The sequence below is a fragment of the Pseudomonas sp. BF-RE-25 genome, assembly GCF_019956105.1.
Lineage (GTDB): Bacteria > Pseudomonadota > Gammaproteobacteria > Pseudomonadales > Pseudomonadaceae > Aquipseudomonas > Aquipseudomonas migulae.
In genome coordinates, this window is sequence record NZ_JAHBDB010000005.1 from 20,500 (window position 1) to 44,297 (window position 23,798).

At 58.4% G+C, this 23,798-nt stretch carries 21 protein-coding genes and 4 tRNA genes; 19 read left to right on the forward strand and 6 right to left on the reverse strand.

Translation table 11 applies throughout. The features are described from left to right. The first annotated feature begins 5 nt into the window (after positions 1–5). Positions 6–443: an FKBP-type peptidyl-prolyl cis-trans isomerase gene (fkpB, locus tag KGB24_RS02585; RefSeq protein WP_177318884.1), complete on the forward strand. Its 438-nt coding sequence runs from the start codon at positions 6–8 to the stop codon at positions 441–443. Between the two features lie 136 nt (positions 444–579). Continuing rightward, positions 580–1,527: a 4-hydroxy-3-methylbut-2-enyl diphosphate reductase gene (gene ispH, locus KGB24_RS02590; protein ID WP_008028815.1), complete on the forward strand. Its 948-nt coding sequence runs from the start codon at positions 580–582 to the stop codon at positions 1,525–1,527. Here the strand turns inward: ispH and KGB24_RS02595 are convergent. After that, complete coding sequence (locus tag KGB24_RS02595) at positions 1,504–2,046, reverse strand: GspH/FimT family pseudopilin (protein ID WP_223414066.1); 543 nt, start codon at positions 2,044–2,046, stop codon at positions 1,504–1,506. The two genes, ispH and KGB24_RS02595, sit on opposite strands and share 24 nt — an antisense overlap. A 129-nt stretch (positions 2,047–2,175) precedes the next feature. Between KGB24_RS02595 and KGB24_RS02600 the strand changes: the two genes are divergently transcribed. Genes KGB24_RS02600 through thiO form a run of 7 tightly spaced genes read left to right on the forward strand, consistent with a single transcriptional unit; the run spans position 2,176 to position 8,965 of the window. Next, the gene (locus tag KGB24_RS02600) at positions 2,176–2,649 is read left to right on the forward strand and encodes a GspH/FimT family pseudopilin (RefSeq protein WP_223414067.1); all 474 of its coding nucleotides are present in this window, start codon (positions 2,176–2,178) and stop codon (positions 2,647–2,649) included. Continuing rightward, positions 2,646–3,095, forward strand: coding sequence for a type IV pilus modification protein PilV (gene pilV, locus KGB24_RS02605; RefSeq protein ID WP_223414068.1), 450 nt, complete (start codon positions 2,646–2,648; stop codon positions 3,093–3,095). Before KGB24_RS02600 ends, pilV begins: the two co-directional genes overlap by 4 nt. Further along, complete coding sequence (locus KGB24_RS02610; RefSeq protein WP_223414069.1) at positions 3,092–3,805, forward strand: PilW family protein; 714 nt, start codon at positions 3,092–3,094, stop codon at positions 3,803–3,805. The genes pilV and KGB24_RS02610 overlap by 4 nt, the downstream gene beginning before the upstream one ends. Positions 3,806–3,816: 11 nt before the next feature. Next, on the forward strand, positions 3,817–4,296 hold the full coding sequence (locus KGB24_RS02615) for a PilX N-terminal domain-containing pilus assembly protein (RefSeq protein ID WP_223414070.1): 480 nt from the start codon (positions 3,817–3,819) through the stop codon (positions 4,294–4,296). Beyond that, positions 4,283–7,396 carry a pilus assembly protein gene (locus KGB24_RS02620; RefSeq protein ID WP_223414071.1) on the forward strand — a complete coding sequence of 1,038 codons (3,114 nt, stop codon included), beginning with the start codon at positions 4,283–4,285 and terminating at the stop codon, positions 7,394–7,396. Before KGB24_RS02615 ends, KGB24_RS02620 begins: the two co-directional genes overlap by 14 nt. Positions 7,397–7,410: 14 nt before the next feature. Then, entirely contained in the window at positions 7,411–7,809 is a 399-nt protein-coding gene (locus KGB24_RS02625; RefSeq protein WP_008028801.1) for a type IV pilin protein, read from the forward strand. A 55-nt stretch (positions 7,810–7,864) separates the two neighbouring features. Continuing rightward, positions 7,865–8,965 carry a glycine oxidase ThiO gene (gene thiO, locus KGB24_RS02630; protein ID WP_008037886.1) on the forward strand — a complete coding sequence of 367 codons (1,101 nt, stop codon included), beginning with the start codon at positions 7,865–7,867 and terminating at the stop codon, positions 8,963–8,965. 109 nt (positions 8,966–9,074) lie between these two features. Here the strand turns inward: thiO and KGB24_RS02635 are convergent, their stop codons facing one another. The 4 genes from KGB24_RS02635 to KGB24_RS02650 form a co-directional block, all read right to left on the reverse strand. After that, complete coding sequence (locus tag KGB24_RS02635; protein WP_192227997.1) at positions 9,075–10,406, reverse strand: sigma-54-dependent transcriptional regulator; 1,332 nt, start codon at positions 10,404–10,406, stop codon at positions 9,075–9,077. Positions 10,407–10,408: 2 nt separating this feature from the next. Continuing rightward, entirely contained in the window at positions 10,409–11,998 is a 1,590-nt protein-coding gene (locus KGB24_RS02640; protein WP_223414072.1) for a sensor histidine kinase, read from the reverse strand. Next, positions 11,988–12,221, reverse strand: coding sequence for a PP0621 family protein (locus tag KGB24_RS02645; RefSeq protein WP_008028794.1), 234 nt, complete (start codon positions 12,219–12,221; stop codon positions 11,988–11,990). The genes KGB24_RS02640 and KGB24_RS02645 overlap by 11 nt, the downstream gene beginning before the upstream one ends. Before the next feature lie 135 nt (positions 12,222–12,356). Continuing rightward, positions 12,357–13,379, reverse strand: coding sequence for an outer membrane protein assembly factor BamD (locus KGB24_RS02650; protein WP_008028792.1), 1,023 nt, complete (start codon positions 13,377–13,379; stop codon positions 12,357–12,359). Between the two features lie 151 nt (positions 13,380–13,530). Here KGB24_RS02650 and rluD point away from each other — a divergent pair, with 151 nt between their 5' ends. The 8 genes from rluD to KGB24_RS02690 all read left to right on the forward strand — a co-directional run bounded on the left by rluD (position 13,531) and on the right by KGB24_RS02690 (position 20,506). After that, a complete protein-coding gene (rluD, locus tag KGB24_RS02655) occupies positions 13,531–14,493 on the forward strand; it encodes a 23S rRNA pseudouridine(1911/1915/1917) synthase RluD (protein WP_008028788.1) in 963 nt (320 codons plus the stop codon). Beyond that, positions 14,490–15,215, forward strand: a complete 726-nt coding sequence (gene pgeF / locus KGB24_RS02660; RefSeq protein ID WP_223414073.1) for a peptidoglycan editing factor PgeF — start codon at positions 14,490–14,492, stop codon at positions 15,213–15,215. Before rluD ends, pgeF begins: the two co-directional genes overlap by 4 nt. 130 nt (positions 15,216–15,345) lie before the next feature. Beyond that, positions 15,346–17,910, forward strand: coding sequence for an ATP-dependent chaperone ClpB (gene clpB / locus KGB24_RS02665; RefSeq protein WP_008037881.1), 2,565 nt, complete (start codon positions 15,346–15,348; stop codon positions 17,908–17,910). Positions 17,911–18,313: 403 nt separating this feature from the next. Further along, positions 18,314–18,389: transfer RNA gene (locus tag KGB24_RS02670), tRNA-Asn, on the forward strand. 9 nt (positions 18,390–18,398) lie between these two features. Further along, positions 18,399–18,475 (forward strand) — tRNA-Pro (locus KGB24_RS02675). A 5-nt stretch (positions 18,476–18,480) separates the two neighbouring features. After that, positions 18,481–18,556, forward strand: a tRNA-Lys gene (locus tag KGB24_RS02680). Positions 18,557–18,651: 95 nt separating this feature from the next. Further along, positions 18,652–18,728: transfer RNA gene (locus KGB24_RS02685), tRNA-Pro, on the forward strand. Positions 18,729–18,880: 152 nt separating this feature from the next. Then, positions 18,881–20,506 carry a methyl-accepting chemotaxis protein gene (locus KGB24_RS02690; RefSeq protein ID WP_223414074.1) on the forward strand — a complete coding sequence of 542 codons (1,626 nt, stop codon included), beginning with the start codon at positions 18,881–18,883 and terminating at the stop codon, positions 20,504–20,506. 61 nt (positions 20,507–20,567) lie between these two features. Here KGB24_RS02690 and KGB24_RS02695 read toward each other — a convergent pair whose 3' ends face one another. Then, positions 20,568–20,966, reverse strand: coding sequence for an EF-hand domain-containing protein (locus KGB24_RS02695; RefSeq protein WP_223414075.1), 399 nt, complete (start codon positions 20,964–20,966; stop codon positions 20,568–20,570). Positions 20,967–21,518: 552 nt separating this feature from the next. Here KGB24_RS02695 and wbpA point away from each other — a divergent pair. Together wbpA and wbpB are read left to right on the forward strand one after the other, a co-directional pair. Beyond that, positions 21,519–22,823, forward strand: coding sequence for a UDP-N-acetyl-D-glucosamine 6-dehydrogenase (wbpA, locus tag KGB24_RS02700; protein ID WP_223414102.1), 1,305 nt, complete (start codon positions 21,519–21,521; stop codon positions 22,821–22,823). 17 nt (positions 22,824–22,840) lie between these two features. Next, positions 22,841–23,791, forward strand: a complete 951-nt coding sequence (gene wbpB, locus KGB24_RS02705) for a UDP-N-acetyl-2-amino-2-deoxy-D-glucuronate oxidase (protein ID WP_008028776.1) — start codon at positions 22,841–22,843, stop codon at positions 23,789–23,791. Positions 23,792–23,798: the final 7 nt, after the last annotated feature.

Here is a 23,798-nt window from a genome sequence, read left to right on the forward strand (position 1 = left end):
AGGTATTGGCTGAGCAACGCATTCGCCAGAACACGGAAGTCACCTTGCACTTTGCACTGCGCCTGGAGAACGGCGACACCGTCGACAGCACCTTCGACAAAGCCCCGGCGACCTTCCAGGTCGGCGACGGTAACCTGTTGCCAGGTTTCGAAGCGGCCCTGTTCGGCTTCAAGGCCGGCGACAAGCGTACGCTGACGATTCAGCCGGAAAACGCTTTCGGTCAGCCGAACCCGCAAAACGTGCAGATCATCCCGCGTTCGCAGTTCAAGGACATGGACCTTTCGCCGGGTTTGCTGGTGATCTTCAACGATGCGGCGAATACTGAGCTGCCTGGCGTGGTGAAAGAGTTCGATGACGAGCAAGTGACCATCGACTTCAACCATCCGTTGGCCGGCAAGACATTGACCTTTGACGTGGAAATCATCACCGTCAAATCGCTGTAACTGACGAACCGGCTTTCTGTAGGAGCGAGCTTGCTCGCGATGGTCGTTAACGATAACGCGTATACCCTGGAGTAATGCGGTGCCTACTCGTTTTTCGCGAGCAAGCTCGCTCCTACAGGGCAAGACGAGGCACAGCATGCAAATCAAACTCGCCAACCCCCGTGGCTTCTGCGCCGGTGTGGACCGGGCGATCGAAATCGTCAACCGCGCCCTGGAAGTCTTCGGGCCGCCGATCTATGTGCGCCACGAAGTGGTCCACAACAAATTCGTCGTCGAAGACTTGCGCGCTCGCGGCGCGATCTTCGTTGAAGAGCTGGATCAGGTACCGGACGACGTCATCGTGATCTTCAGTGCCCACGGCGTTTCCCAGGCGGTGCGTACCGAAGCCGCCGGTCGTGGCCTGAAGGTGTTCGACGCCACCTGCCCGCTGGTGACCAAAGTGCACATCGAGGTCGCGCGCTACAGCCGTGATGGTCGTGAATGCATCCTCATCGGCCACGCCGGTCACCCGGAAGTCGAAGGCACCATGGGCCAGTACGATGGCAGCAATGGCGGCGCGATTTACCTGGTCGAGGACGAGAAAGACGTCGCCGCGTTGCAGGTGAACAACCCCGAAAAACTGGCGTTCGTGACCCAGACCACCCTGTCCATGGACGATACTAGCCGCGTCATCGACGCCCTTCGTACTCGCTTCCCGGCGATTGGTGGCCCGCGCAAGGACGACATCTGCTACGCCACGCAAAACCGTCAGGACGCCGTCAAGACGCTGGCCGACGAATGCGACGTGGTGCTGGTTGTCGGCAGCCCGAACAGCTCCAACTCCAATCGCCTGCGTGAGCTGGCCGAACGCATGGCCACACCGGCCTACCTGATCGACGGCGCCGAGGACCTGCAAAAGAGCTGGTTCGACGGTGTCGAGCGCATCGGCATTACCGCAGGTGCCTCTGCACCGGAAGTACTGGTGCGTGGCGTGATCCAGCAGTTGCAGGCCTGGGGCGCTACCGGTGCCGATGAACTGGCGGGTCGCGAGGAGAACATCACGTTCTCCATGCCGAAAGAGTTACGCGTTCGTTCGCTGCTTTGATTTTTTTCCTTTCTCGCACAACGCCTGCACAGCCTTGATACTGCGCAGGCTGACACGACCGCTCGGGGCCAGCACCACTTGGTGCTGACTCACTGGCTCGTGTTTTGCGCAAACATGCAATGTCCCCGCTTGAAAGCCTCCGTGCTGCGGTTCGCCGAGATGGCTGAATCGTACTGAAGTCCTGACATAGTGATTGCCGACAACCGGCACCCGAGTGTCGCTTCGGCGCTCGACCAGCAGCGGATTGCGGCTGTCCTCATGTCCCTTGCCATTTAAATCCAGAATCATCCGCCAGCCTTGGCCCCAATCGTCGTTTATCCCGTGTATGACGACAGCCTGGTTTCGCGTGATCGCCTCACTCCTGGCACTACGCATGCCACTGACAAGCGACTTCGCTGCCTCCTCCTGATGGTTCGATTCCGTGAGCGCTGCAAACGCCGGACTGACCAGATGCAGAACAATCCCGACAATCGTCAGTCCCATGAGCAGTTCAATCAGACTGAAACCCTGCTGACGCATGACATCTCCCTCCCTGGAGTGCGGTGGCCCGCGCAATCCTTGCGCAGTAATGGCAAAACAACCGACACCTGTGGGTCGATTGTTCTAGCGTGTAACAGCAGGTATAGCCGACGGCAACGGAGGGCATTGATGGATCATCGTACAAAAGGTTTCACGCTGATCGAGTTGCTGGTCGCGCTTGCGGTCTTTTTGATTTTGATCACCCTGGCCGTGCCGGCGTTTACCCGTTCGGTGCAAGGCACCAGGGCCGACACCGAGATCGGCGACCTGCAGCGCGCCTTGAATTTCGCCCGGCTTGAAGCCATCGATCGCGGCATCACCACCCGGGTGCGGCCGACGGCGGGTGGCAGCGTCTGGACCGGAGAATTAGCGGTCTATGACAGTGCTGGCACTGTGGCCAATGTATTGCGGGTTGTTCCGGCGATGAGCAGCGGCGCGACTCTGACGCTAACCTCAGGCGTGACTGCCATCGATTTCAACAATCTGGGCGGTCTGTCGGCACCGTCCACGGCGGTGGTGATCAGCTACGTACTGGGGGCGCAAAGCAGGACGCTGAATGTGTGTTTGAACGGACGAATTCTATTGGGTGGAAGTTGCGGATGAGGGGATGGAGCAAGCGTGCACAGGAGGGCATGACGCTGATCGAGGTTCTCGTGGCGTTGTTGATTTTGAGCGTGGGGCTGTTGGGGGCGGCGGCGTTCCAGCTCAATGCGCTGAAGTACACCGACAGTTCGCGGATGACCAGCCAGGCGAGCTTTATCGCCTACGACATGATGGACCGCATCCGCGCCAACGCCGGCGCCGATTACACCGTAACGCCGCCGACGTCGGGCAACCTCAACGTTGCCCGGGATCAGGACCTCTACGACTTCACCTCCAATATCGTCAGTATGCTCGGCGCCACCGCTACGGGCAGCGTCACCCTCAATCAGCGGGTGTACACCATCACCATTACCTGGGACGACTCGCGGGCTGCCAATGCCGCCAATTCCCGTCGCAGCTTTGTGCTGACCAGTCGCGCCGCCGCCGATCCGGTGGCGACACCATGAACCGGCTCAACAGAGGTTTCGGCCTGATCGAAATGTTGATCGCGTTGGCGTTGAGCCTGGTCGTGGTGCTCGGTGTGGCGCAGATTTTCATAGCGGCCAAGAACACTTATGTCAGCCAGAACGCGGCGGCGAACATGCAGGAAGACGCGCGTTTCGTGCTGAGCAAAATGATTCAGGAAATCCGCATGGTGGGGATGTTTGGTTGTCTGGGGACGATTACTGATGCAAGCGCCGGGGCGAGTTTTACTGCCAGCCAGATAGCGCCGATCAGCTGGGACAATGCCAACCTCAAGCTGACCCTGGTGACCGCCGATGTCGGAGCGGGTGGCGGTACGCCGACCTGGACGGTGGTTTCGGATTGCCGAACCACAGCGACGGCTTACTCCAACGTGCAGGCCCCCGCCACAGGACAATTGGCGTTTCCGATTCGACGACTGATCTACAGCCTCAAGAACGGCCAACTGACGATGGGCAGCGGCATCGGCACGCCGACTCAGGCAGTGCTTGTCGACAACGTCAGCAAATTCGACGTGAGCTTCGGCCTCGCTGCGTCGGCCACCGATACGGCCGCTTCCAGTTACAGCACCAACCCGTCCGACCCTGCGCGAATCCGTAGTGTGCGTCTGACGCTGATACTGAAAGATCCGAGCAACCGGGTCCGCGATCAAACCTTCAACGTGGTTGCCGCTTTGCGCAACCGCTTGCCATGAGGGGAGGGCAGATGAGTTTTTCTCCCGCTACCCCTCACGCCCAGCGCGGCATGGCGCTGCTGGTCAGCCTGGTGTTCCTTCTGTTGCTGACGCTGATTGGCATTTCATCGATGCAGAACGCAACCCTGCAGGAAAAGATGGCCAGCAGCGTCACCCTGCGCAATCAGTCGTTCCAGATCGCCGAAGCCGCGTTGCGCATCGGCGAAAGTGCGGTTCAGCTCGATACCTATACATTGCCGGTTTGCAGCGGAAATCAATGTTTGCCGCCCGCCGAGTCATCGACCCTCACGGCTGCCGGTCTCAACTCATCCTCGGGGGTCACCTGGGTCGCGGCCGCCAACGGTTTCTATGGGGTACAGAACATCGGCACCACGTTGAATGCCGTGAATGTGCCGAGCAACACCTCTGCGACGCTTTATCGGGTCACGGCAGTGGCCATCGTGGGCAACAACGTGCGCAGTGTGGTGGAGAGCATCTATGCCAAATACTAATAGATGCTCGGGGATCTGGCGGTTTCTGAGTGGTATTGCATTGGGTCTTTACCTGTCAGCGCCTGCGTACGCGTTCACGCCCTCGGACTCGCCCCTGTTGAGCGCTGCGGCGGTTGCGCCCAACGTGATGCTGCTGATCGATGATTCGGGGAGCATGAACAACATCATTTGGGCGCCGGGATTCGATCCGACGGTCAGTCGCCCGCAAATTGCCAATTGCAGTTCGAACAACTCGTGTCTGACCGGACAGAATCTGGACATGGACGATACCAACATCGCCTTGTCGAGCCTGAATCGTGGCGGTTGCTCCAACAATGGCAACTGGTACGGTTTTTATCGGGGCTTATTGGGACTGTCATCGATATGCCTGAAGCTGCCCGACCCGGTGGGCAACGAAAACACGCGTTATACGGCTAACTATCTGTCTTATCTGGTGACACTGGCCAACGGTTCGAATAGGGATTTCACCACCGGTACCGGTGCGATCCCCAATGATTACCGCATCAGCGTTGCGCAGGATGTATCCACCAATCTGGTCACCAGCAACCGTTCATTGAGAATAGGCCTGGCGACATTCAACCCTTCTGTCAGTGGCAACTCCGGCCCCGGCGGTTTTATCGCCCGCGCGGTCAGTGATCTGTCTCCCGTCAGTGGTAGCGTTTCCCAATCCCAGGCGGACACCAACTACAACGCCTTGATCTCTTCGATCAATGGTTTGAGTGCAATCGCCAGTACCCCGTTGGCGGAAACCTATTACGAGATCACGCGGTACATGCGCGGCATGGCGCCGTACTACAACTCGACGCCAACCACTTACACCAGCCCGATCCAGTATCGCTGCCAGAAAAACTATGGCGTGGTGATCACCGATGGCCTGCCTACGTTCGACCGTACCTTCCCGACCAACGATCCGCTCGGTGGCGCCCGCTTGCCGAACTGGGACGGCAACAGCGCGAACGATGGTGACAACCTCTCCGGTGATGGCGAGGGGGACACGTTGTACCTGGACGACATCGCCAAGTTCGCCTTCGACATCGATATGCGTACCACCGGTACCGACGCCGGTGGCAAAAACTGGAACGCCGCAGATTTCCCCAAACAGAACATGAACACCTACACCGTGGGTTTCACCGCCGCGAACCAGATGTTGTCGGACGCTGCCGGTTACGGGCAGGGCAAGTACTACCAGGCGACGGACAGTGCCGGCCTGAATACCGCGTTGTCATCAGCACTGAGCGACATCACGTCGAAAGCCGGTTCCGGCGGGAGCGGCACCACCAGCAGCGCAATCGTCGGGGTCGGTTCCGCTTACTACCAGACCAGCTACGACCCCAAGGATTGGCGAGGCACCATCAAGTCCTACGGGTTCACCGCCACCGGCTCGGTCAATACCTCCACGGTGCTCTGGACGACTGACACGGCCATCGTGCCCGGCGCCACAGCGCCGACTTACCAGTCGTGGAACAACGTGAGCAACGCCCCCGTCACGCTGGCCTTCGCCAATTTCGCCCCGGCACAGCAGACGGTGCTGAATCAAGGCCTGCCAACCGGCATCACGGGCAGCGACCTGGTGGAGTGGAGCAAGGGGACCAACAAGACCGGGTTAAAAGTTCGCAGCGTGTTGCTCGGCGACATCATCAACTCGCCTTTGGTGCTGGCCTCACCCACGGAAAAAACCGCATCCGATCTGGTCAGTGACACCAGCTACAGCACCTATCTGGCCACCAAATCCAGCAACATGAACACCAGCCTGGTGGTCAATGCCAACGATGGTTTTGTCAGCGTCATCAACTCGGGTAACGGCGCCAGACGTTATGCCTACATGCCCTCCAGTGTTTTGCCATCGTTGCGCTATATCGCCGATATCGCCTACATCAACGGCGTCAGCCACAAGTTTCTGGTCGACGGTCAGGTCGGCGTTTTTGATGCACAACTCAACAGTGCCTGGAAAACCCTGGCACTCGGCGGAACAGGCGCGGGCGGCAAGACGTTCTACGCCTTGCAGCTGTTTGACGCCTCGGCCGGCAACGTGACCAAGGCGTTGTGGGAAATCAGTGCACCTGCCACAGCAAACACGGCGAACGTTTTCAATGATCTGGGTTATGCCTACGCCCGTCCGGAAGTGGCACGCTTGGCGGATGGTCGATGGGCAGCATTCATCTCCAACGGCTACGGCAGCAATTCGGGTGTGGCGGCGTTGTACGTGGTGGATATCCGCGATGGGTCGCTGATCAAGAAAATCGTCATCGACAGCACGGAAACCACCAACGGTTTGTCGTCGGTGAAACTCAAGGTCAACTCGCAGAATGTGGTGCAGGCCGCCTATGGCGGGGATCTGAAAGGGCGTTTATGGAAGTTTGATTTGAGCGGCGCCACCACGGATACCTGGGGCGTGGCGTTTTCCGGCAAACCGTTGTTCACGACAGCGGGCGGCGCCACCCAGCCAATCACCGCGCAGCCGTTGCTGGCGGACAATTCTCTGGGCGGCAAAGTGGTGTTTTTCGGTACCGGAAAATTCAATGAAACGGTCGACAAGACCAACAAGGATCTGCAGGCGTTCTATGCGGTGTGGGATGCTGACGGCGGCTCTGGACAGATCACCACGTCCAGTTTGCAGGCCCAATCGGTGACGGGCGTGTTCTCGGGAAGTACGGGGCAATTCATCACCACCAGCCAGAACGAAGTGACCTATCCGGCGGATAAGGGCTGGTATCTGCCGCTGATCTACAACAGTGTTTTGACCGGCGAGCGGGTGATTAACCAGGCAGCCCTGGTGTTGGGGCGAATCGTATTTACCACGGCCATTGTGGATACCACTGATCCTTGTGCCAGTTTCGGCACTGGTAAAGTGGTCGAGCTCGATGCGTTCAGCGGTAAGATGCTCAACTACGCGGTGCTCGATACCACGAACGATGGCCTGATCGATAGCAAGGACTCTATTTCCAGTGGTGTGATCATGACGAGTGGAATTCCGATCGTGAACAACATCTTCAACGGTGGAACCAAAAAGAACGTGGGCGATACCAGTGGTACGGTGACCACGCTGACCGAAAAGGGCGGCGGTGGCAGCCGTCGCATCATGTGGCGACAAATACAGTAAGTGAGAGTTGAGGCATGCGCAGATCCAACCGAGGTTTTACCCTGATCGAAATCATGATCGTGATTGCGATCATCGGGATCGTCATCACCATTGGCTACCCGAGCCTCACCGAATACGTGAAAAAGGGCCGCCGGGCTGAAGTGGCCGGGCTGCTCTCCGAGCAGGCGCAGGTTCTTGAACGGTTTTACTCGAAGGGTAATGTCTACACCGGTGCCACCGGCTTGAGCGCCGGCAATGACTATTACACCATCACCCCGACCCTGACCGACCAGACCTTTCTGCTGACCGCTACACGCAAGGCCGGCAGCATGGCGACTGACAAGTGTGGCGATTTCACCATCACCAACACCGGTGTCAGAAGCATGGTCAATGCGACGGCCGGCCTGACCACCAAAGATTGCTGGGGTCGCTGAGTTTTTTTTCGGGCGCCTTTTGCGCCTCCTGTCTCTTTAACGGTTGGATCGGAACATGACCATGCAACAGCAAGTGGTGATAGTCGGCGGCGGTGTGATTGGCCTGCTGACAGCGTTCAATCTCGCGTCGCAAGTACAGAGCGTTGTGCTGCTGGACCGTTCGAATGTCGGTCAGGAATCGTCCTGGGCCGGTGGCGGTATCGTTTCGCCACTCTACCCATGGCGCTACAGCCCGGCAGTTACCGCGCTGGCCCATTGGTCTCAGGACTTTTATCCACAGCTGGGTGAGCGCCTGTTTGCCGCGACCGGGGTTGATCCAGAAGTGCACACCACCGGCCTGTACTGGCTGGACCTGGACGATGAAGCCGAGGCACTGGCTTGGGCCGAGCGGGAAAACCGTCCGTTGCGGGCTGTGGATATCTCGGCGGCGCACGATGCGGTGCCGGTCCTGGGGGGCGGTTTCACCCGCGCGATCTACATGGCCGACGTGGCCAACGTGCGCAATCCACGGCTGGTGAAATCCCTCAAGGCTGCCTTGCTGGCGATGCCGAACGTGACGATTCATGAGCAGTGCGAAGTCAGCGGGTTCGTTCGCGAAGGCGAAAAAGTCGTCGGCGTGCAGACTTCGGCGGGCGCGATCCTCGGTGATCAGGTGGTGCTGACGGCGGGTGCCTGGAGTGGTGATTTGCTCAAAAGCCTGGGCCTTGCGTTGCCGGTTGAACCCGTGAAAGGGCAGATGATTCTTTACAAGTGCGCGGCGGACTTCTTGCCGAGCATGGTGCTGGCCAAGGGGCGTTATGCGATTCCTCGCCGGGATGGACACATTCTGATTGGCAGTACGCTGGAACATGAAGGCTTCGACAAGACGCCGACCGGCTCTGCGCTTGAGAGCCTGAAAGCGTCTGCGGTGGAATTGATTCCAGCGCTGGCGGATGCCGAGGTGGTCGGGCATTGGGCGGGGTTGCGACCGGGTTCACCGGAGGGCATTCCCTACATCGGCCGGGTGCCGGGCTTCGAGGGGTTGTGGCTCAACTGCGGGCATTACCGTAACGGGTTGGTGCTGGCGCCGGCGTCGTGTCAGTTGTTTGCGGATGTGATGCTGGGCAGGACGCCGATCATTGATCCGGCGCCGTATGCGCCGGCCGGGCGGATCTAGTCGCGGGATATTGGGCGTCTGTCAGACCGCCTTCGCGGGCAAGCCTCGCTCCTACAGATGTCAATCGTCGTTGATCTTGTAGGAGCGAGGCTTGCCCGCGAAGGGGCCCTCAATCCAGCCCGAATTTCTTCAACCTGTAACGCATCGACCGAAACGACAAATTCAATCGCTGAGCCGCTGCCGTGCGGTTCCAGCGGGTTTCCTCCAAGGCCTGGAGGATGAGTTTGCGTTCGACGTTTTCCAGATAGTCTTCCAGATTGTCGATCTGCGTCAGGTCCGGCACACCGCTGTCGGCGCTGCAATTGCCTTCGGCCAGTCGCAGGTCGCTGGCTTCGATCTGCTTGTTGTCGCACAGGGTGTGGGCGCGTTCGAGCATGTTCTCCAATTCCCGCACATTGCCCGGAAAGCGATAGCTTTTCAGCGCCTCAAGCGCTTGTGGGTGGAGCTTCGGGGCGGGTTGGCCGCTGGCTGCCGCCAGACGCTTGAGTACATGACCGGCCAATGACTCGATGTCGTCGCGGCGCTCGCGCAAAGGCGGAACCCGCAGTTCGATCACATTCAGCCGGTAATACAAATCCTGGCGAAAGCGTTCAGCGGCGACTTCGGCGTCGAGGTCTTTGTGGGTGGCGCAGAGGATCCGCACGTCGACCACAGTTTCCTGCTGGCCGCCAACGCTGCGAACGGCTTTTTCCTGAATCGCCCGCAGCAGTTTGACCTGCATCGACAGCGGCAAGTCGGCCACTTCGTCGAGAAACAGCGTGCCACCCTGGGCGGCCTGGAACAGCCCGGGTTTGTCTTCGATAGCGCCGCTGAAGCTGCCTTTGCGATGGCCGAAAAACTCGCTTTCCATCAGTTCCGACGGTATCGCCCCGCAATTGACCGGGACAAACGGCTGGTTGGCGCGCGGTCCTTGTTCGTGGATCAGTCGGGCGACCAGTTCCTTGCCGCTGCCGGACTCGCCGCTGATGTAGACCGGCGCCTGACTGCGGGCCAGTTTGTCGATTTGTTTACGCAGGCTGCGCATGGGCAGCGAATCGCCCAGCAACCGTCGGTCGATGGCTGCGCCCGGTGCTGGCATGCGCAAGGCACTGGTGACCAGTTCGCGCAGCCGCGTGAGGTCCACCGGTTTGGTCAGGAAGTCGAAGGCACCGGCCTTGAGGGCGTTGATCGCCGTTTCGAGGCTGCCGTAGGCGGTAATCATGGCCACCGGCAGGTTTGGGGCGCGTTGCTGGATATGTTGCACCAGCTCAAGACCGGTACCGTCCGGCAGGCGCATGTCGGTCAGGCACAGGTCGAAGGTCTCACGCTTCAACAGCGCTTGGGCTTCTCCGAGGTTACGGGCACTGAAGGTGTCGAGTTTCATCCGTCCCAGGGTGATTTCCAGGAGTTCGCGGATATCCGGCTCGTCGTCGACGATCAGGACTTTTTGCCGTGGGCACATGTTCAACTTTGTTTCCGTCCGTGAGCAAAGGTGATGCGAAAGCAGCCGCCATCATGGCGTGGCTTGAAGTCTAGGCGGGCCTGATTGCTTTCGCACAGCTCACGGGACAGATACAGCCCCAGGCCTGTGCCTTGGGCGCTGGTGGTATAGAACGGTTCGAACAAATGCACCTGTTGGTCCGGTGGCACGCCGAGGCCATCGTCCCGAACCTCGATGATCGGCAACTGGCTGTCGGGGTCGACAAACAAATCGAGCCAGACCTGCGCCTGATCGTGGACCTGAGCGCTATGACGCCAAGCGTTGCGCAACAAATTGTCGAGAATCTGGGTGAGCTGGTTCGGGTCCATCAGGGTTTTGAAGTCGCCTGAACCGATGCGCAGGTGAATCTGCTGGCGATCGAGCGCACTTTCGCGACTGTCAGCAACGAACTGCTCCAGCCACGGTTTCAGATCGAGTCGTTGCGGGATGGTTTGCTGGCGGCGGGACAGTTGCAGGACGTTTTCGATAACCCGATTCATTCGCTGAGAGTGGTCTTGAATAATCTGGGTCAGACGTCGATCCGCGCCGTTCAGTTCCTCCGATTCCTGCAATAGCTGAGCGGCATGACTAATGGCGCCCAAAGGATTGCGAATTTCGTGGGCGATACCGGCTGTCAGGCGGCCCAAAGCGGCGAGCTTCAGTTGTTGGGCCTGTTGGGCTATTTGTGCGAGATCCTCAAGGAAGACCAGGGTTTGGTGGTGTGGGCTTTGGGCCAGGGCAATGAAGCTCGGTTGCAGTTCCAGGCCGCTGTTGGCGATTTTCAGGCTCTGGGGGCGCAGCGTCGGATTGTTCCGCCACAGTTGCAGGCGTTCGACCAGAATCGGCAAGCAGTCGTCGATCCGTTGGCCTTCGAGATGGTCTCGGCCCAGTAAGATCAGCGCGCTGTGGTTGGCCAATTGCACCCGCAGTTGGCCGTCGAGCACCAGGATGCCGGTGCGCATGCGTTGCAGGATCAAATCATTGAGGGCTTCGAGGCCGACCACTTCGCTGGCCCGTTGTTCGGCGAGGGTTTCGCTAACTTCCAGGCGTTTGATCAAGCCTTGTACCAACAACGCCGCGGCAAAGCACAACACACCGAGGGTGCCGGCTTGCAGGTAATCGTTGGGGCTGGCGGGATGGCTGAAACTCAGGAGAAAGCTCAGCCCGACGATGCCGAGCGCGCCAATGGCGGCGATCAGCAGGCCGATGCGGCTTCGCAACAAGGTGTTGCTGATGGCCACCGAGACGATCAGCAAGTTGCCGATGGCGCTGGCGACACCGCCGGCGGCGTAGAACAAGCCACACAACAGCAGGACATCAATCAGCGCCAGGCCGAACAGTTGCGCCGGGCGGCGGGTGTTCTCGAAGAAGACCACCAGCAAGATGTTCAGCACCAGGTACAGCCAGCTGCCACTGCGCAACAGGCTGTCATTGGCGAACGTCAGCAACTGGTTGTCCAGGTTGCTGGAGATCAGCAGCACCAAGGTGATGCCGACGCTTAGGCGGTAGAGGTGATAAAGGCGCAGCAGTCGCTGAGCCTGTTTGCTGCCGGGACTGGACGTCTCAGCGATCACTGGAGCCCGGGCCTTGCTCGAGGTGAGCCTGGCTGCAATACCACTGTTGTTGAAGGCTCAGCGCGCGGTCGCGGGGCAGGTGTACGCCGCAATGGGCGCAGCGGACCATGGGCGCGGCTTCCAGTTCGGCGGGGGACTTGGGTGCAGAAGCCTGGCCCTTGAACTTGCGCCAGAACCATACCGCAGCGGCAATCAGGGCGATCCAGAACAGTAAACGAAGCATGATGAGCTGCTTTATGACGAGTGATTAAGCAGTTTAGCCAAGGACATGACGGGCGCACAGCCTGTTAGTGCTGCAATAAAAATCCGCCATAAAAAAAGGAGCCTCGAAAGGCTCCTTTTTGCACCACTGGTCGTATCAGTCGAACACGCCGAAGGTCATGTAGCTGAACCACGAGCGGTCGCTGTTGTTGCCTTCCGCTTCGTGATTTTCTTCTTCGATCACGTCGCCATTTTCATCTTTAGGCTTGAGATCGTTCGGAATCGCTTCTTTGGCGTCCCGGAATTGTCTCTGCACGTCCTGGTTGGCGCGGGTTTCGCCCGGCGGCAGCGGTGGACGGGATTCGATCAGGCCCAGAGTCGCCTTGCTCAACCACGAACGGTTGTCGGCTTCGTCGACCGATGGCACGAACTGACCGTCTACCAGCGTTGGGTGGTTCGGGTAGTTGAGCTTCAGGGTTTCGAGGCTGGTGGCTGCCAGGTCGTCCAGGTGCAGACGCTGGTAGGCTTCAGTCATCACCGCCAGGCCGTCGCCGACCGATGGGGTTTCCTGGAAGTTTTCCACCACGTAACGACCACGGTTCGCGGCAGCGACGTAGGCCTGACGGGTCAGGTAGTAGTCGGCGACGTGAATTTCGTAGGCTGCCAGCAGGTTGCGCAGGTAAATCATGCGCTGCTTGGCGTCCGGCGAGTAGCGGCTGTTCGGGAAGCGGCTGGTCAGTTGGGCGAACTCGTTGTAGGAGTCGCGGGCAGCACCCGGGTCACGCTTGGTCATGTCCAGCGGCAGGAAACGCGACAGCAGGCCGACGTCCTGGTCGAAAGAGGTCAGGCCCTTGAGGTAATAGGCGTAGTCCACGTTCGGATGCTGAGGGTGCAAACGAATGAAGCGCTCGGCGGCAGACTTCGCAGCCTCAGGCTCGGTGTTCTTGTAGTTGGCGTAGATGAGCTCGAGTTGAGCCTGATCGGCGTAGCGACCGAACGGATAACGCGACTCCAGCGCCTTCAGCTTGGCTGTGGCGGCGGTGTAGCTATTGTTGTCCAGATCTTGCTGAGCCTGCTGGTACAGCTCGACTTCGCTAAGGTTTTCGTCTACGACTTCCTTCGATGAGCAAGCAGCGGTCAATGCGAGGATGGCGATCAGCAGCAGGTGTTTCACTTGCATGGCGGCTTGCGTCCCTATGACGGCCGCTGTCTTGGGCGAGGCCGTCCTGTTATGATGAGCGCCCCGTTGAATAGCCTCGGGGCAAAAGACGCCGTATTTAACCACAAGCGCGCAGCCGAAACCAAAGGCTGTGCCGACGCCTAGTCTGAGCATGTCCGATAAAATTGAACTTCGCGCAGAGGTGCCGTCCGAATTGGGCGGCCAACGCCTCGATCAAGTCGCCGCACAATTATTCGCTGAGCACTCGCGCTCGCGCCTTTCCGCCTGGATCAAAGACGGCCGCCTGACTGTGGATGGGGCGGTTATCCGCCCGCGAGACATCGTTCACGGTGGCGCCATTCTTGAACTGACTGCCGAGCAGGAAGCTCAGGGCGAATGGATCGCTCAAGACATCGAGCTGGACATCGTCTATGAAGACGACGACATCCTGGTGATCAACAAGCCTGCGGGCCTGGTGGTGCACCCGGCTGCCGGTCACGCTGATGGCACCTTGCTCAACGCCTTGCTGCACCACGTGCCGGACATCATCAATGTGCCCCGCGCCGGTATCGTGCATCGTCTGGACAAGGACACCACCGGTCTGATGGTGGTGGCCAAGACCATTCAAGCGCAGACGCAGCTGGTTACACAGTTGCAGAGCCGTAGCGTCAGCCGGATCTACGAGTGCATCGTGATCGGCGTGGTGACGGCGGGCGGCAAGATCAACGCGCCGATCGGTCGTCACGGCCAGCAACGCCAGCGCATGGCCGTGATGGAAGGTGGCAAGCAAGCCGTCAGCCATTACCGTGTGCTTGAGCGTTTCCGCTCCCACACTCACGTGCGGGTGAAGCTGGAAACCGGTCGTACGCACCAGATTCGCGTGCACATGGCGCACATCAACTACCCGTTGGTCGGAGATCCTGCCTACGGCGGTCGTTTCCGTATCCCGCCAGCCGCCAGCCAGACCATGGTCGATTCCTTGAAGACGTTCCCGCGTCAGGCGCTGCATGCGCGGTTCCTGGAGCTGGATCACCCGACTACCGGTAAACGCATGAGCTGGGAATCGCCACTGCCGGACGATTTCGTCTGGTTGCTGACGCTGCTCAAGCAAGACCGCGAGGCGTTCATCGGATGAGTGACTGGCTGATTCCCGACTGGCCTGCGCCTGCCGGGGTGAAAGCCTGCGTCACCACCCGTGCGGGCGGCGTCAGTCTGGCGCCGTTCGACAGCCTCAACCTCGGCGATCACGTCGACGACAGCCCCGAAGCTGTTGCCGAAAACCGCCGTCGCCTCACCGATCATTTCTCCATGCGGCCGGCCTGGTTGAAGCAGGTTCACGGCATCGCCGTGGCTCACGCGGACCCAAGCCTTGTGGCCACCGCCGACGCCAGCTGGACGGCAACGCCCGGCATTGCCTGCTCGGCGATGACGGCTGATTGCCTGCCCGCGTTGTTTTGCGACCGTGCCGGCACTCGCGTCGCTGCCGCCCACGCCGGTTGGCGCGGGTTGGCGGCGGGCGTGCTCGAAGCGACGCTCGATGCGCTGGCCGTGCCCTCGGAAGACGTGCTGGTCTGGCTCGGTCCGGCCATTGGCCCGCAAGCCTTTGAAGTCGGCCCGGAAGTGCGGGCTACCTTCGTCGAGCAATTGCCCGAATCCGCCAAAGCCTTCGTGCCCAGCCAAAACGCTGGCAAATTCATGGCTGACATCTATGAGCTGGCGCGTTTGCGTCTGGCGGCTCGTGGTGTCACTGCTGTTTATGGTGGCGGTTTCTGCACCGTGACCGATCCCCGCTTCTTTTCTTACCGTCGTAGTCCTCGCACTGGTCGGTTTGCCTCCCTGGTCTGGCTCGAAAGCTAGACTCGACTGATCTGCATCAACGTCACGACGCTTGAAACTCCCAGAATCGACCACATCTATAGCGGTATCTGGCAGGTTTCTTCATTCAGGATGTTTTATAGGTCCGGCCTGCTCAAAAGGAAGGTGACCCATGCGTATAGATCGTTTAACCAGCAAATTGCAGTTAGCTCTATCCGACGCCCAATCGCTGGCCGTCGGCCTTGACCATCCCGGTATTGAACCGGCGCACTTGATGCAAGCCATGCTTGAACAGCAGGGTGGTTCGATCAAGCCCCTGTTGATGCAGGTCGGCTTTGACGTGAACAGCCTGCGTAAAGAGCTGACCAAAGAACTCGATCAACTGCCAAAAATCCAGAACCCGACCGGCGACGTCAACATGTCGCAGGACTTGGCGCGCCTGCTCAACCAGGCGGATCGCCTGGCTCAGCAGAAGGGTGATCAGTTCATTTCCAGTGAGCTGGTGCTGCTCGCCGCTATGGACGAGAACAGCAAGCTCGGCAAATTGTTGCTCGGTCAGGGCGTCAGCAAAAAAGCCCTGGAAAACGCGATCAACAACCTGCGTGGCGGCGAAGCGGTCAACGACGCCAACCACGAAGAGTCGCGTCAGGCGCTGGATAAATACACCGTCGACCTGACCAAGCGCGCCGAAGACGGCAAGCTCGATCCGGTAATCGGTCGTGACGACGAAATTCGCCGGACCATTCAGGTGCTGCAACGCCGCACCAAGAACAACCCGGTGCTGATCGGTGAGCCTGGCGTGGGTAAAACCGCCATCGCCGAAGGCCTGGCCCAGCGCATCATCAACGGCGAAGTGCCGGATGGCCTGAAAGGCAAACGCCTGCTGTCCCTGGACATGGGCGCGCTGATTGCCGGTGCCAAGTACCGTGGCGAGTTCGAAGAACGCCTGAAATCCCTGCTCAATGAACTGTCGAAGCAGGAAGGGCAGATCATTCTGTTCATCGACGAACTGCACACCATGGTCGGCGCCGGTAAAGGCGAAGGTTCGATGGATGCGGGCAACATGCTCAAACCTGCGTTGGCCCGTGGCGAGTTGCACTGCGTCGGCGCGACCACGCTCAACGAGTACCGCCAATATATAGAGAAGGACGCGGCCCTTGAGCGGCGCTTCCAGAAAGTGTTGGTGGACGAACCGAGCGAAGAAGACACCATCGCCATTCTGCGTGGCCTGAAAGAGCGCTATGAAGTTCACCACAAAGTGGCGATCACCGACGGCGCGATCATCGCCGCGGCCAAGCTCAGTCATCGCTACATTACTGACCGTCAGTTGCCGGACAAGGCCATCGACCTGATCGACGAAGCCGCCAGCCGCATCCGCATGGAGATCGACTCCAAGCCGGAGGTGCTGGACCGTCTAGAGCGTCGCCTGATTCAGCTGAAGGTGGAATCCCAGGCGCTGAAGAAAGAGAGCGACGAAGCGGCGATCAAGCGTCTGGAAAAACTCCAGGAAGAAATCGTTCGTCATGAGCGTGAGTATTCGGACCTCGAAGAAATCTGGAACTCGGAAAAAGCCGAAGTCCAGGGTTCTGCGCAGATCCAGCAGAAAATCGAACAGTCCCGCCAGGAACTGGAAGCCGCACGCCGTAAAGGCGACCTGAACCGCATGGCCGAGCTGCAATACGGGGTGATCCCGGACCTGGAGCGCAGCCTGCAAATGGTCGACCAGCATGGCAAAAGCGAAAACCAGTTGCTGCGCAGCAAGGTGACCGAGGAAGAAATCGCCGAAGTCGTCTCGAAGTGGACCGGCATCCCCGTGTCGAAAATGCTCGAAGGCGAGCGCGACAAGCTGATGAAGATGGAAGGCCTGTTGCACCAGCGTGTGATCGGTCAGGACGAAGCGGTGATCGCGGTTTCCAACGCGGTGCGTCGTTCGCGGGCCGGTTTGTCCGACCCGAATCGTCCAAGCGGTTCGTTCATGTTCCTCGGCCCGACCGGTGTCGGTAAAACCGAGTTGTGCAAGGCGTTGGCCGAGTTCCTCTTTGATACCGAAGAGGCGATGGTGCGGATCGACATGTCCGAGTTCATGGAGAAACATTCCGTGGCCCGGTTGATCGGTGCGCCACCAGGCTACGTAGGGTATGAAGAGGGCGGTTACCTGACCGAGGCGGTGCGTCGCAAGCCTTATTCGGTGATCCTGCTGGATGAGGTCGAGAAGGCCCACCCGGATGTGTTCAACATCTTGCTGCAAGTGCTGGAGGATGGTCGTCTGACCGACAGCCATGGCCGCACGGTGGATTTCAAGAACACCGTGATCGTCATGACCTCCAACCTGGGCTCGGTACAGATCCAGGAACTGGTCGGTGATCGTGAGGCTCAGCGCGCAGCGGTGATGGATGCGATTTCCACGCACTTCCGGCCGGAGTTCATCAACCGGGTCGACGAAGTGGTGATCTTCGAGCCATTGGCTCGGGATCAGATCGCGGGCATTACCGAGATCCAGTTGGGTCGTCTGCGCAGTCGCCTGACTGAGCGCGAACTGAAACTGGAACTCAGCCCTGAGGCCATGGACAAGCTGATCGCGGTTGGCTACGACCCGGTGTACGGCGCACGGCCACTGAAACGTGCGATTCAGCGCTGGATCGAAAACCCGCTGGCGCAGCTGATTTTGTCGGGTCGTTTCATGCCCGGCGATACCGCCAAGGGTGTGGTGGAAAACGACGAAATCGTCTTCGCCTGATCCGCTTTTGTAGGAGCAAGCTTGCTCGCGATGGGCGTTAACGATGAAGCGTCCTTCCTGGATAACTGCGGTGTCCTTGGGTGCTTCGCGAGCGAGCTCGCTCTTACATAATCCATAGCTGAACAACAGGCCTCGCATTGCGAGGCCTTTTTTTCGTCAGGTTGTTGAACTCAAAGGAAAAGGCTTGTAAAGTGCGCCCCGCAGTAAGTCACCCGGAAGGGTTTCTGCTCCCCAAGCAGAAATCTGAAATAAGTTGCAAATCATTAACTTGAATGCAATTTAGGGGGTTGACAGAGGTGCTTAAGATTGTAGAATAGCGCGCCTCAGACACACGAACGCAGCGATGCGAACGGGTTGAAGAGAACGCAGTAAAGCTTCACCGTTGTAAATTGAAATATGTAGTTCCGTGATAGCTCAGTCGGTAGAGCAAATGACTGTTAATCATTGGGTCCCAGGTTCGAGTCCTGGTCACGGAGCCAATTTCAAACCGGGGTATAGCGCAGTCCGGTAGCGCGCCTGCTTTGGGAGCAGGATGTCAGGAGTTCGAATCCCCTTACCCCGACCATTTTTGGGTCGTTAGCTCAGTTGGTAGAGCAGTTGGCTTTTAACCAATTGGTCGTAGGTTCGAATCCCACACGACCCACCATTTTTGAAACCAGTTAACGCTGGAATCGAATCTTAAGATCAGACGCCAAAAGCTCTGTTCGCAGAAGGCGCCTTTTAAAGGTGCCTTTTTTTTACCGGGGTATAGCGCAGTCCGGTAGCGCGCCTGCTTTGGGAGCAGGATGTCAGGAGTTCGAATCCCCTTACCCCGACCATATTAAAAATCCTCGTATCGAAAGATACGGGGATTTTTTTTGCCTTTGAAAAAGCCGAATCCTTTCAAGTCATCGTACAACTAGCCGATAACGAGCTGTCGGGGCGCACTCGCGACCTCCCATTCAGGCCAACAACAAGAAAGGCACTCGTTATGTTTCTTCGTCAGCTGAATATTGCCCCTCGTGCTGCGCTGGGTTTTGCCTTGATTGCCGTGCTGGTGGCGTTGCTTGGAATATTTGCCCTGGGGCAGATGTCGAGCATTCGCGAAAGCGAGGTGGCGGTGGAGAAGCAATGGCTGCCGAGCATCCGTGGTGGTGATGAGATCCGCGAGCTGATGCTGCGCATCCGTACCATTTCCTTGCGCATGGCACTGGATCAAGACCCAAAGAACATTCCAACCTACCGCAGCCAGATGGACACCCGCGACAAGGAACTGAGCGAGGAGATTGCGGCTTACGACAAACTGGTCGACACCGCTGAAGGTCAGGCCTTGTATGACCAGTTCAAAACCACCTTCGCCGCCTATCGCGCCGGCATTGCCCAGTCGTTCACCCTGGCCGAGCAAGGTCGCCGTGACGAGCTGACCAAACTGCTGTTGATCGACATGAAAACCGTGGTCGATGGATCCGGCAAGCAGCTCAATGACCTGGCGGAACTGTTCGCCAAACAGGTCGCCGTTGAAAGCCAGAAATCCGCAGCGTACTACGAAACCTCGCGATCCATCGTCAGTCTGTTCATCGCACTCGCGGCGTTGGCGACTGTCGGCCTGGCGATGTTGCTGACTCGCAGTATCGTCCGTCCGCTGAACGAAGCACTGAGTGCGGCGGAAAGCGTGGCGCAGGGTGATTTGACCCGACCTATCGCGACCCATGGCAATGACGAAGTGAGCCGTTTGCTCAAGGCGCTGGCGACCATGCAGCAGAACCTGCGGGAAACCCTGCAAGCCATCAGTGGCTCGGCGACGCAACTGGCCACGGCGGCAGATGAGCTGAACGCCGTCACCCTCGACAGCACCCAGGGCCTGCAACAACAGAACAACGAGATTGAGCAAGCCGCCACTGCGGTCAACGAAATGACCTCCGCCGTCGAAGAAGTTGCGCGCAACGCAGTGTCGACCTCCGATGCCACTCGCCAGTCCAGCGAGTCGGCGCATCTGGGGCAGGAGCGGGTCAGCGAAACCGCGAGCGCCATCAGCGCCTTGGCCAATGATGTTCAGCACACCGGTGAGTTGGTGCAGTCGCTGGCCAATCAGTCTCAAGACATCGGCAAGGTGCTGGATGTGATTCGGGCCATTGCCGAGCAAACCAATCTGTTGGCGCTCAACGCTGCAATTGAAGCGGCGCGTGCGGGTGAAAGCGGGCGTGGTTTTGCGGTGGTGGCCGATGAAGTGCGTGCACTGGCGCATCGCACCCAGCAATCGACCCAGGAAATCGAACAAATGGTCCAGGGCATGCGCAATGGTTCGAGCCTGGCGCTGGACTCCATGAACGCCAGCGCTTCCCGTGCTGCCGAAACTCTGGTGATGGCGAAGCGGGCGGGTGACGCATTGCAGACGATCACTGCATCGGTTCACGAAATCCACGAGCGCAACCTGGTGATTGCCAGTGCAGCGGAAGAGCAGGCTCAAGTGGCCCGGGAGGTGGATCGCAATCTGGTGAACATTCGTGATCTGTCGGTGCGTTCCGCTACCGGTGCGGATCAGACCAGTGCCTCCAGTCATGAGCTATCGAAACTGGCCAATGCGTTGCAAGGGATGGTGCAGCGTTTTCGGGTGTAAATGTGCCTGACATGAAAAAGCCGCGCTTTTCGAAGGAAAAGCGCGGCTTTTTTATTGAGACTTAGGCGCCGTCTTGATCTTTCAGGTGTTCGAACAGGCCTTTTGGCATTTTTTTGCCATTGGCTTCGTAGTTGGCTTTCACGTTATCGAATGCTTCTTGTTCGTCGATGAAGCCGTCGTGGTTGGTGTCGATCTTGTCGAAATTGGACTTCGGCGCGACTTTGAGGAATTCAGCGCGGGACACCTTGCCGTCACCGTCGGTGTCGGTTTTTGCCATCGACGCATCGCCACACTTGCCTTCGCCACATTTGCCTTCGGGGGTTTTCACCACCTGTTCGGCCGAGGCCAGCAGATAGCCTTGGGTCAGAGGCTGCGAGGCGAAAGCGGAGCCAGTCAACATCATGCCGCCAGCGAGGACTGCGCCGAGCAAACCGATAGTGTTCTTGGTGGTACGGGACATTTCAAATCTCCTGGGTTGCGCGACACAACCACTCGATAAAGGTTGCCACGTAAGTGCGGCGTTAACCGAGGCGGGCGGGGTGCCTTGTTCGGATGTGGCCATTTAGCGGGCGAGGTGTATCGCTACTGTGTCGCGCAAGGGGAAGTTTGTAAGCGAAGGGCAGAAATCAGGGGGGGAGATACAGTGAGACACAGAAGTGTCTGTCGGTCGGATAGCACACCTTCATCATCAATTGCCTTAAAGCCATGCCTGGAGATAAGTGGCATAATGCGCTTTTTTTCGGTTGCCAGGCTTGGGGAGCACCCTGCCTGGCAATCCTGGTCATGGTCCCGCAGCGGTTACACCGTGCTGGAGGGCAAGCAACACTCTGTAAAGGCGGGCTTTGTAAGTATGGACGGCTGTTCGGATCACGCTATCCAACCAGCGAACGCTTGCCCGGAAATACAAAACAGATAGGCGAAGAAAAACATCGACAATGGGTGATGAGTCCCGATTAGTTGAAGTGATAAACGTTTAAGAATTAGTTAATGGGAGTTTTACCTGATGTCGGACATGAAACGGGCGAGTGTTGGCAAGTTCAAAAGCAGAGAGGCTCTAATTGGTATCGTTGGGCTAGGTTACGTCGGTCTGCCTCTGATGTTGCGCTACAACGCTATTGGCTTTCGTGTGCTAGGCATTGATATCGATGAGGCTAAGGTTTCCCGCCTGAATGACGGGCAAAGCTATATCGAACATATCCCTGCAGATAAAATTCAGAATGCCCGTCAAAGCGGCTTCGAGGCCACCACGGATTTCCAGCGCGCAAGCGAATGCGACGCCTTGATCCTGTGTGTGCCAACCCCTCTGAACAAATACCGTGAACCGGACATGAGCTTCGTGATCAACACCACGGAAGCGATCAAGCCATATTTGCGCGAAGGTCAGGTTGTCTCGCTGGAGAGCACCACTTATCCGGGTACCACGGAAGAAGAACTGCTTCCGCGCGTTCAGGAAGGCGGGTTGAAGGTCGGTGAGAACATCTTCCTGGTCTATTCGCCAGAGCGTGAAGATCCGGGCAATCCAAACTTTGAAACTCGTACTATTCCGAAAGTGATCGGCGGGCATACCCCAGCTTGCCTGGACGTCGGTATCGCATTGTACGAGCAGGCGATTGACCAGGTTGTACCGGTCAGTTCCACCAAGGCGGCCGAGATGACCAAGTTGCTGGAAAATATCCACCGTGCGGTGAATATTGGCCTGGTCAACGAGATGAAAGTGGTCGCCGATCGTATGGGGATCGATATTTTCGAGGTGGTCGATGCCGCTGCGACCAAGCCTTTCGGCTTCACTCCTTACTACCCAGGGCCTGGGCTCGGTGGGCATTGCATCCCGATCGACCCGTTCTACCTGACCTGGAAAGCTCGCGAGTACGGCTTGCACACGCGCTTCATCGAACTCTCCGGTGAGGTCAACCAGGCCATGCCCGAGTATGTCGTCAGCAAGTTGATGGACGGCCTCAACAACAACTGCAAGCCGCTGAACGGCAGCAAGGTGTTGGTGCTCGGTATTGCCTACAAGAAAAACGTGGACGATATGCGCGAGTCGCCTTCCGTCGAGATCATGGAACTGCTTGAAGCCAAAGGCTGCGTGGTGGCTTACAGCGACCCGCATGTACCGGTCTTCCCGAAGATGCGTGAGCACCATTTCAATCTGTCCAGCGAAGCGCTGACCGCTGAAAATATTGCGAGCTTCGACGCCATTGTTCTGGCCACCGATCACGATAAATTCGATTATGAGCTGATTCGCCAACACGCACAGTTGGTGGTCGACAGTCGCGGCAAGTACCGCACCCCTGAAGCTCATATCATCAAAGCCTGATTGCTGGAGTGTTCCCTTTGAAACGTTTCGCCCTTATCGGCGCTGCCGGTTACATCGCCCCACGGCATATGCGCGCAATCAAAGACACGGCTAACGAGTTGGTGTCGGCTTATGACATCAATGATTCCGTGGGGATCATTGACAGCCTGTCTCCGCAGAGCGAGTTCTTTACCGAGTTCGAGCGTTTCATCGAACACGCCTGGCAGCTCAAGCGCGATCCGGCGACTGCCCTGGACTACGTCGCGGTCTGCTCGCCGAACTACCTGCACCATTCGCATATTGCGGCGGGCCTGCGCCTTGGCTGTGATGTGATTTGCGAGAAGCCGCTGGTACCCACTCCTGAAATTCTGGACGAACTGGCCAGGGTCGAGCGCGAGACGGGCAAGCGCGTATACAACATTCTGCAACTGCGCCATCACCAGGCCATTCTTGATCTCAAGGAAAAAGTTGCCGGTGAAGCTCGCGACGGTAAGTACGATGTAGAACTCACCTACATCACTTCGCGGGGCAAGTGGTACATGGAGAGCTGGAAAGGCGATCCGCGCAAATCTTATGGGGTCGCGACCAATATCGGCGTGCACTTCTACGACATGCTGCATTTCATCTTCGGCAAGCTGCAGCGTAACGTTGTGCACTTTGCCAATGATTACAAAGCCGCTGGTTACCTGGAGTACGAAAAGGCGCGTGTGCGCTGGTTCCTCTCCATTGATGCCGAGGATTTGCCGGACTCGGTCAAGGGTAAAAAACCGACCTACCGTTCCATCACCGTTGATGGTGATGAGATGGAGTTCTCCGAAGGCTTCACCGACCTGCACACCACCAGCTACCGGGAAATTCTCGCTGGTCGTGGCTACGGCATCGAGGATGCGCGTCACTGCGTGGAGACCGTGAATACCATTCGTTCGTCCGCCATCGTTACGCCGCAGAACGATGAGGGCCACCCTTTCCTTGCAACCCTGAAGCGCTGAGGCAGGC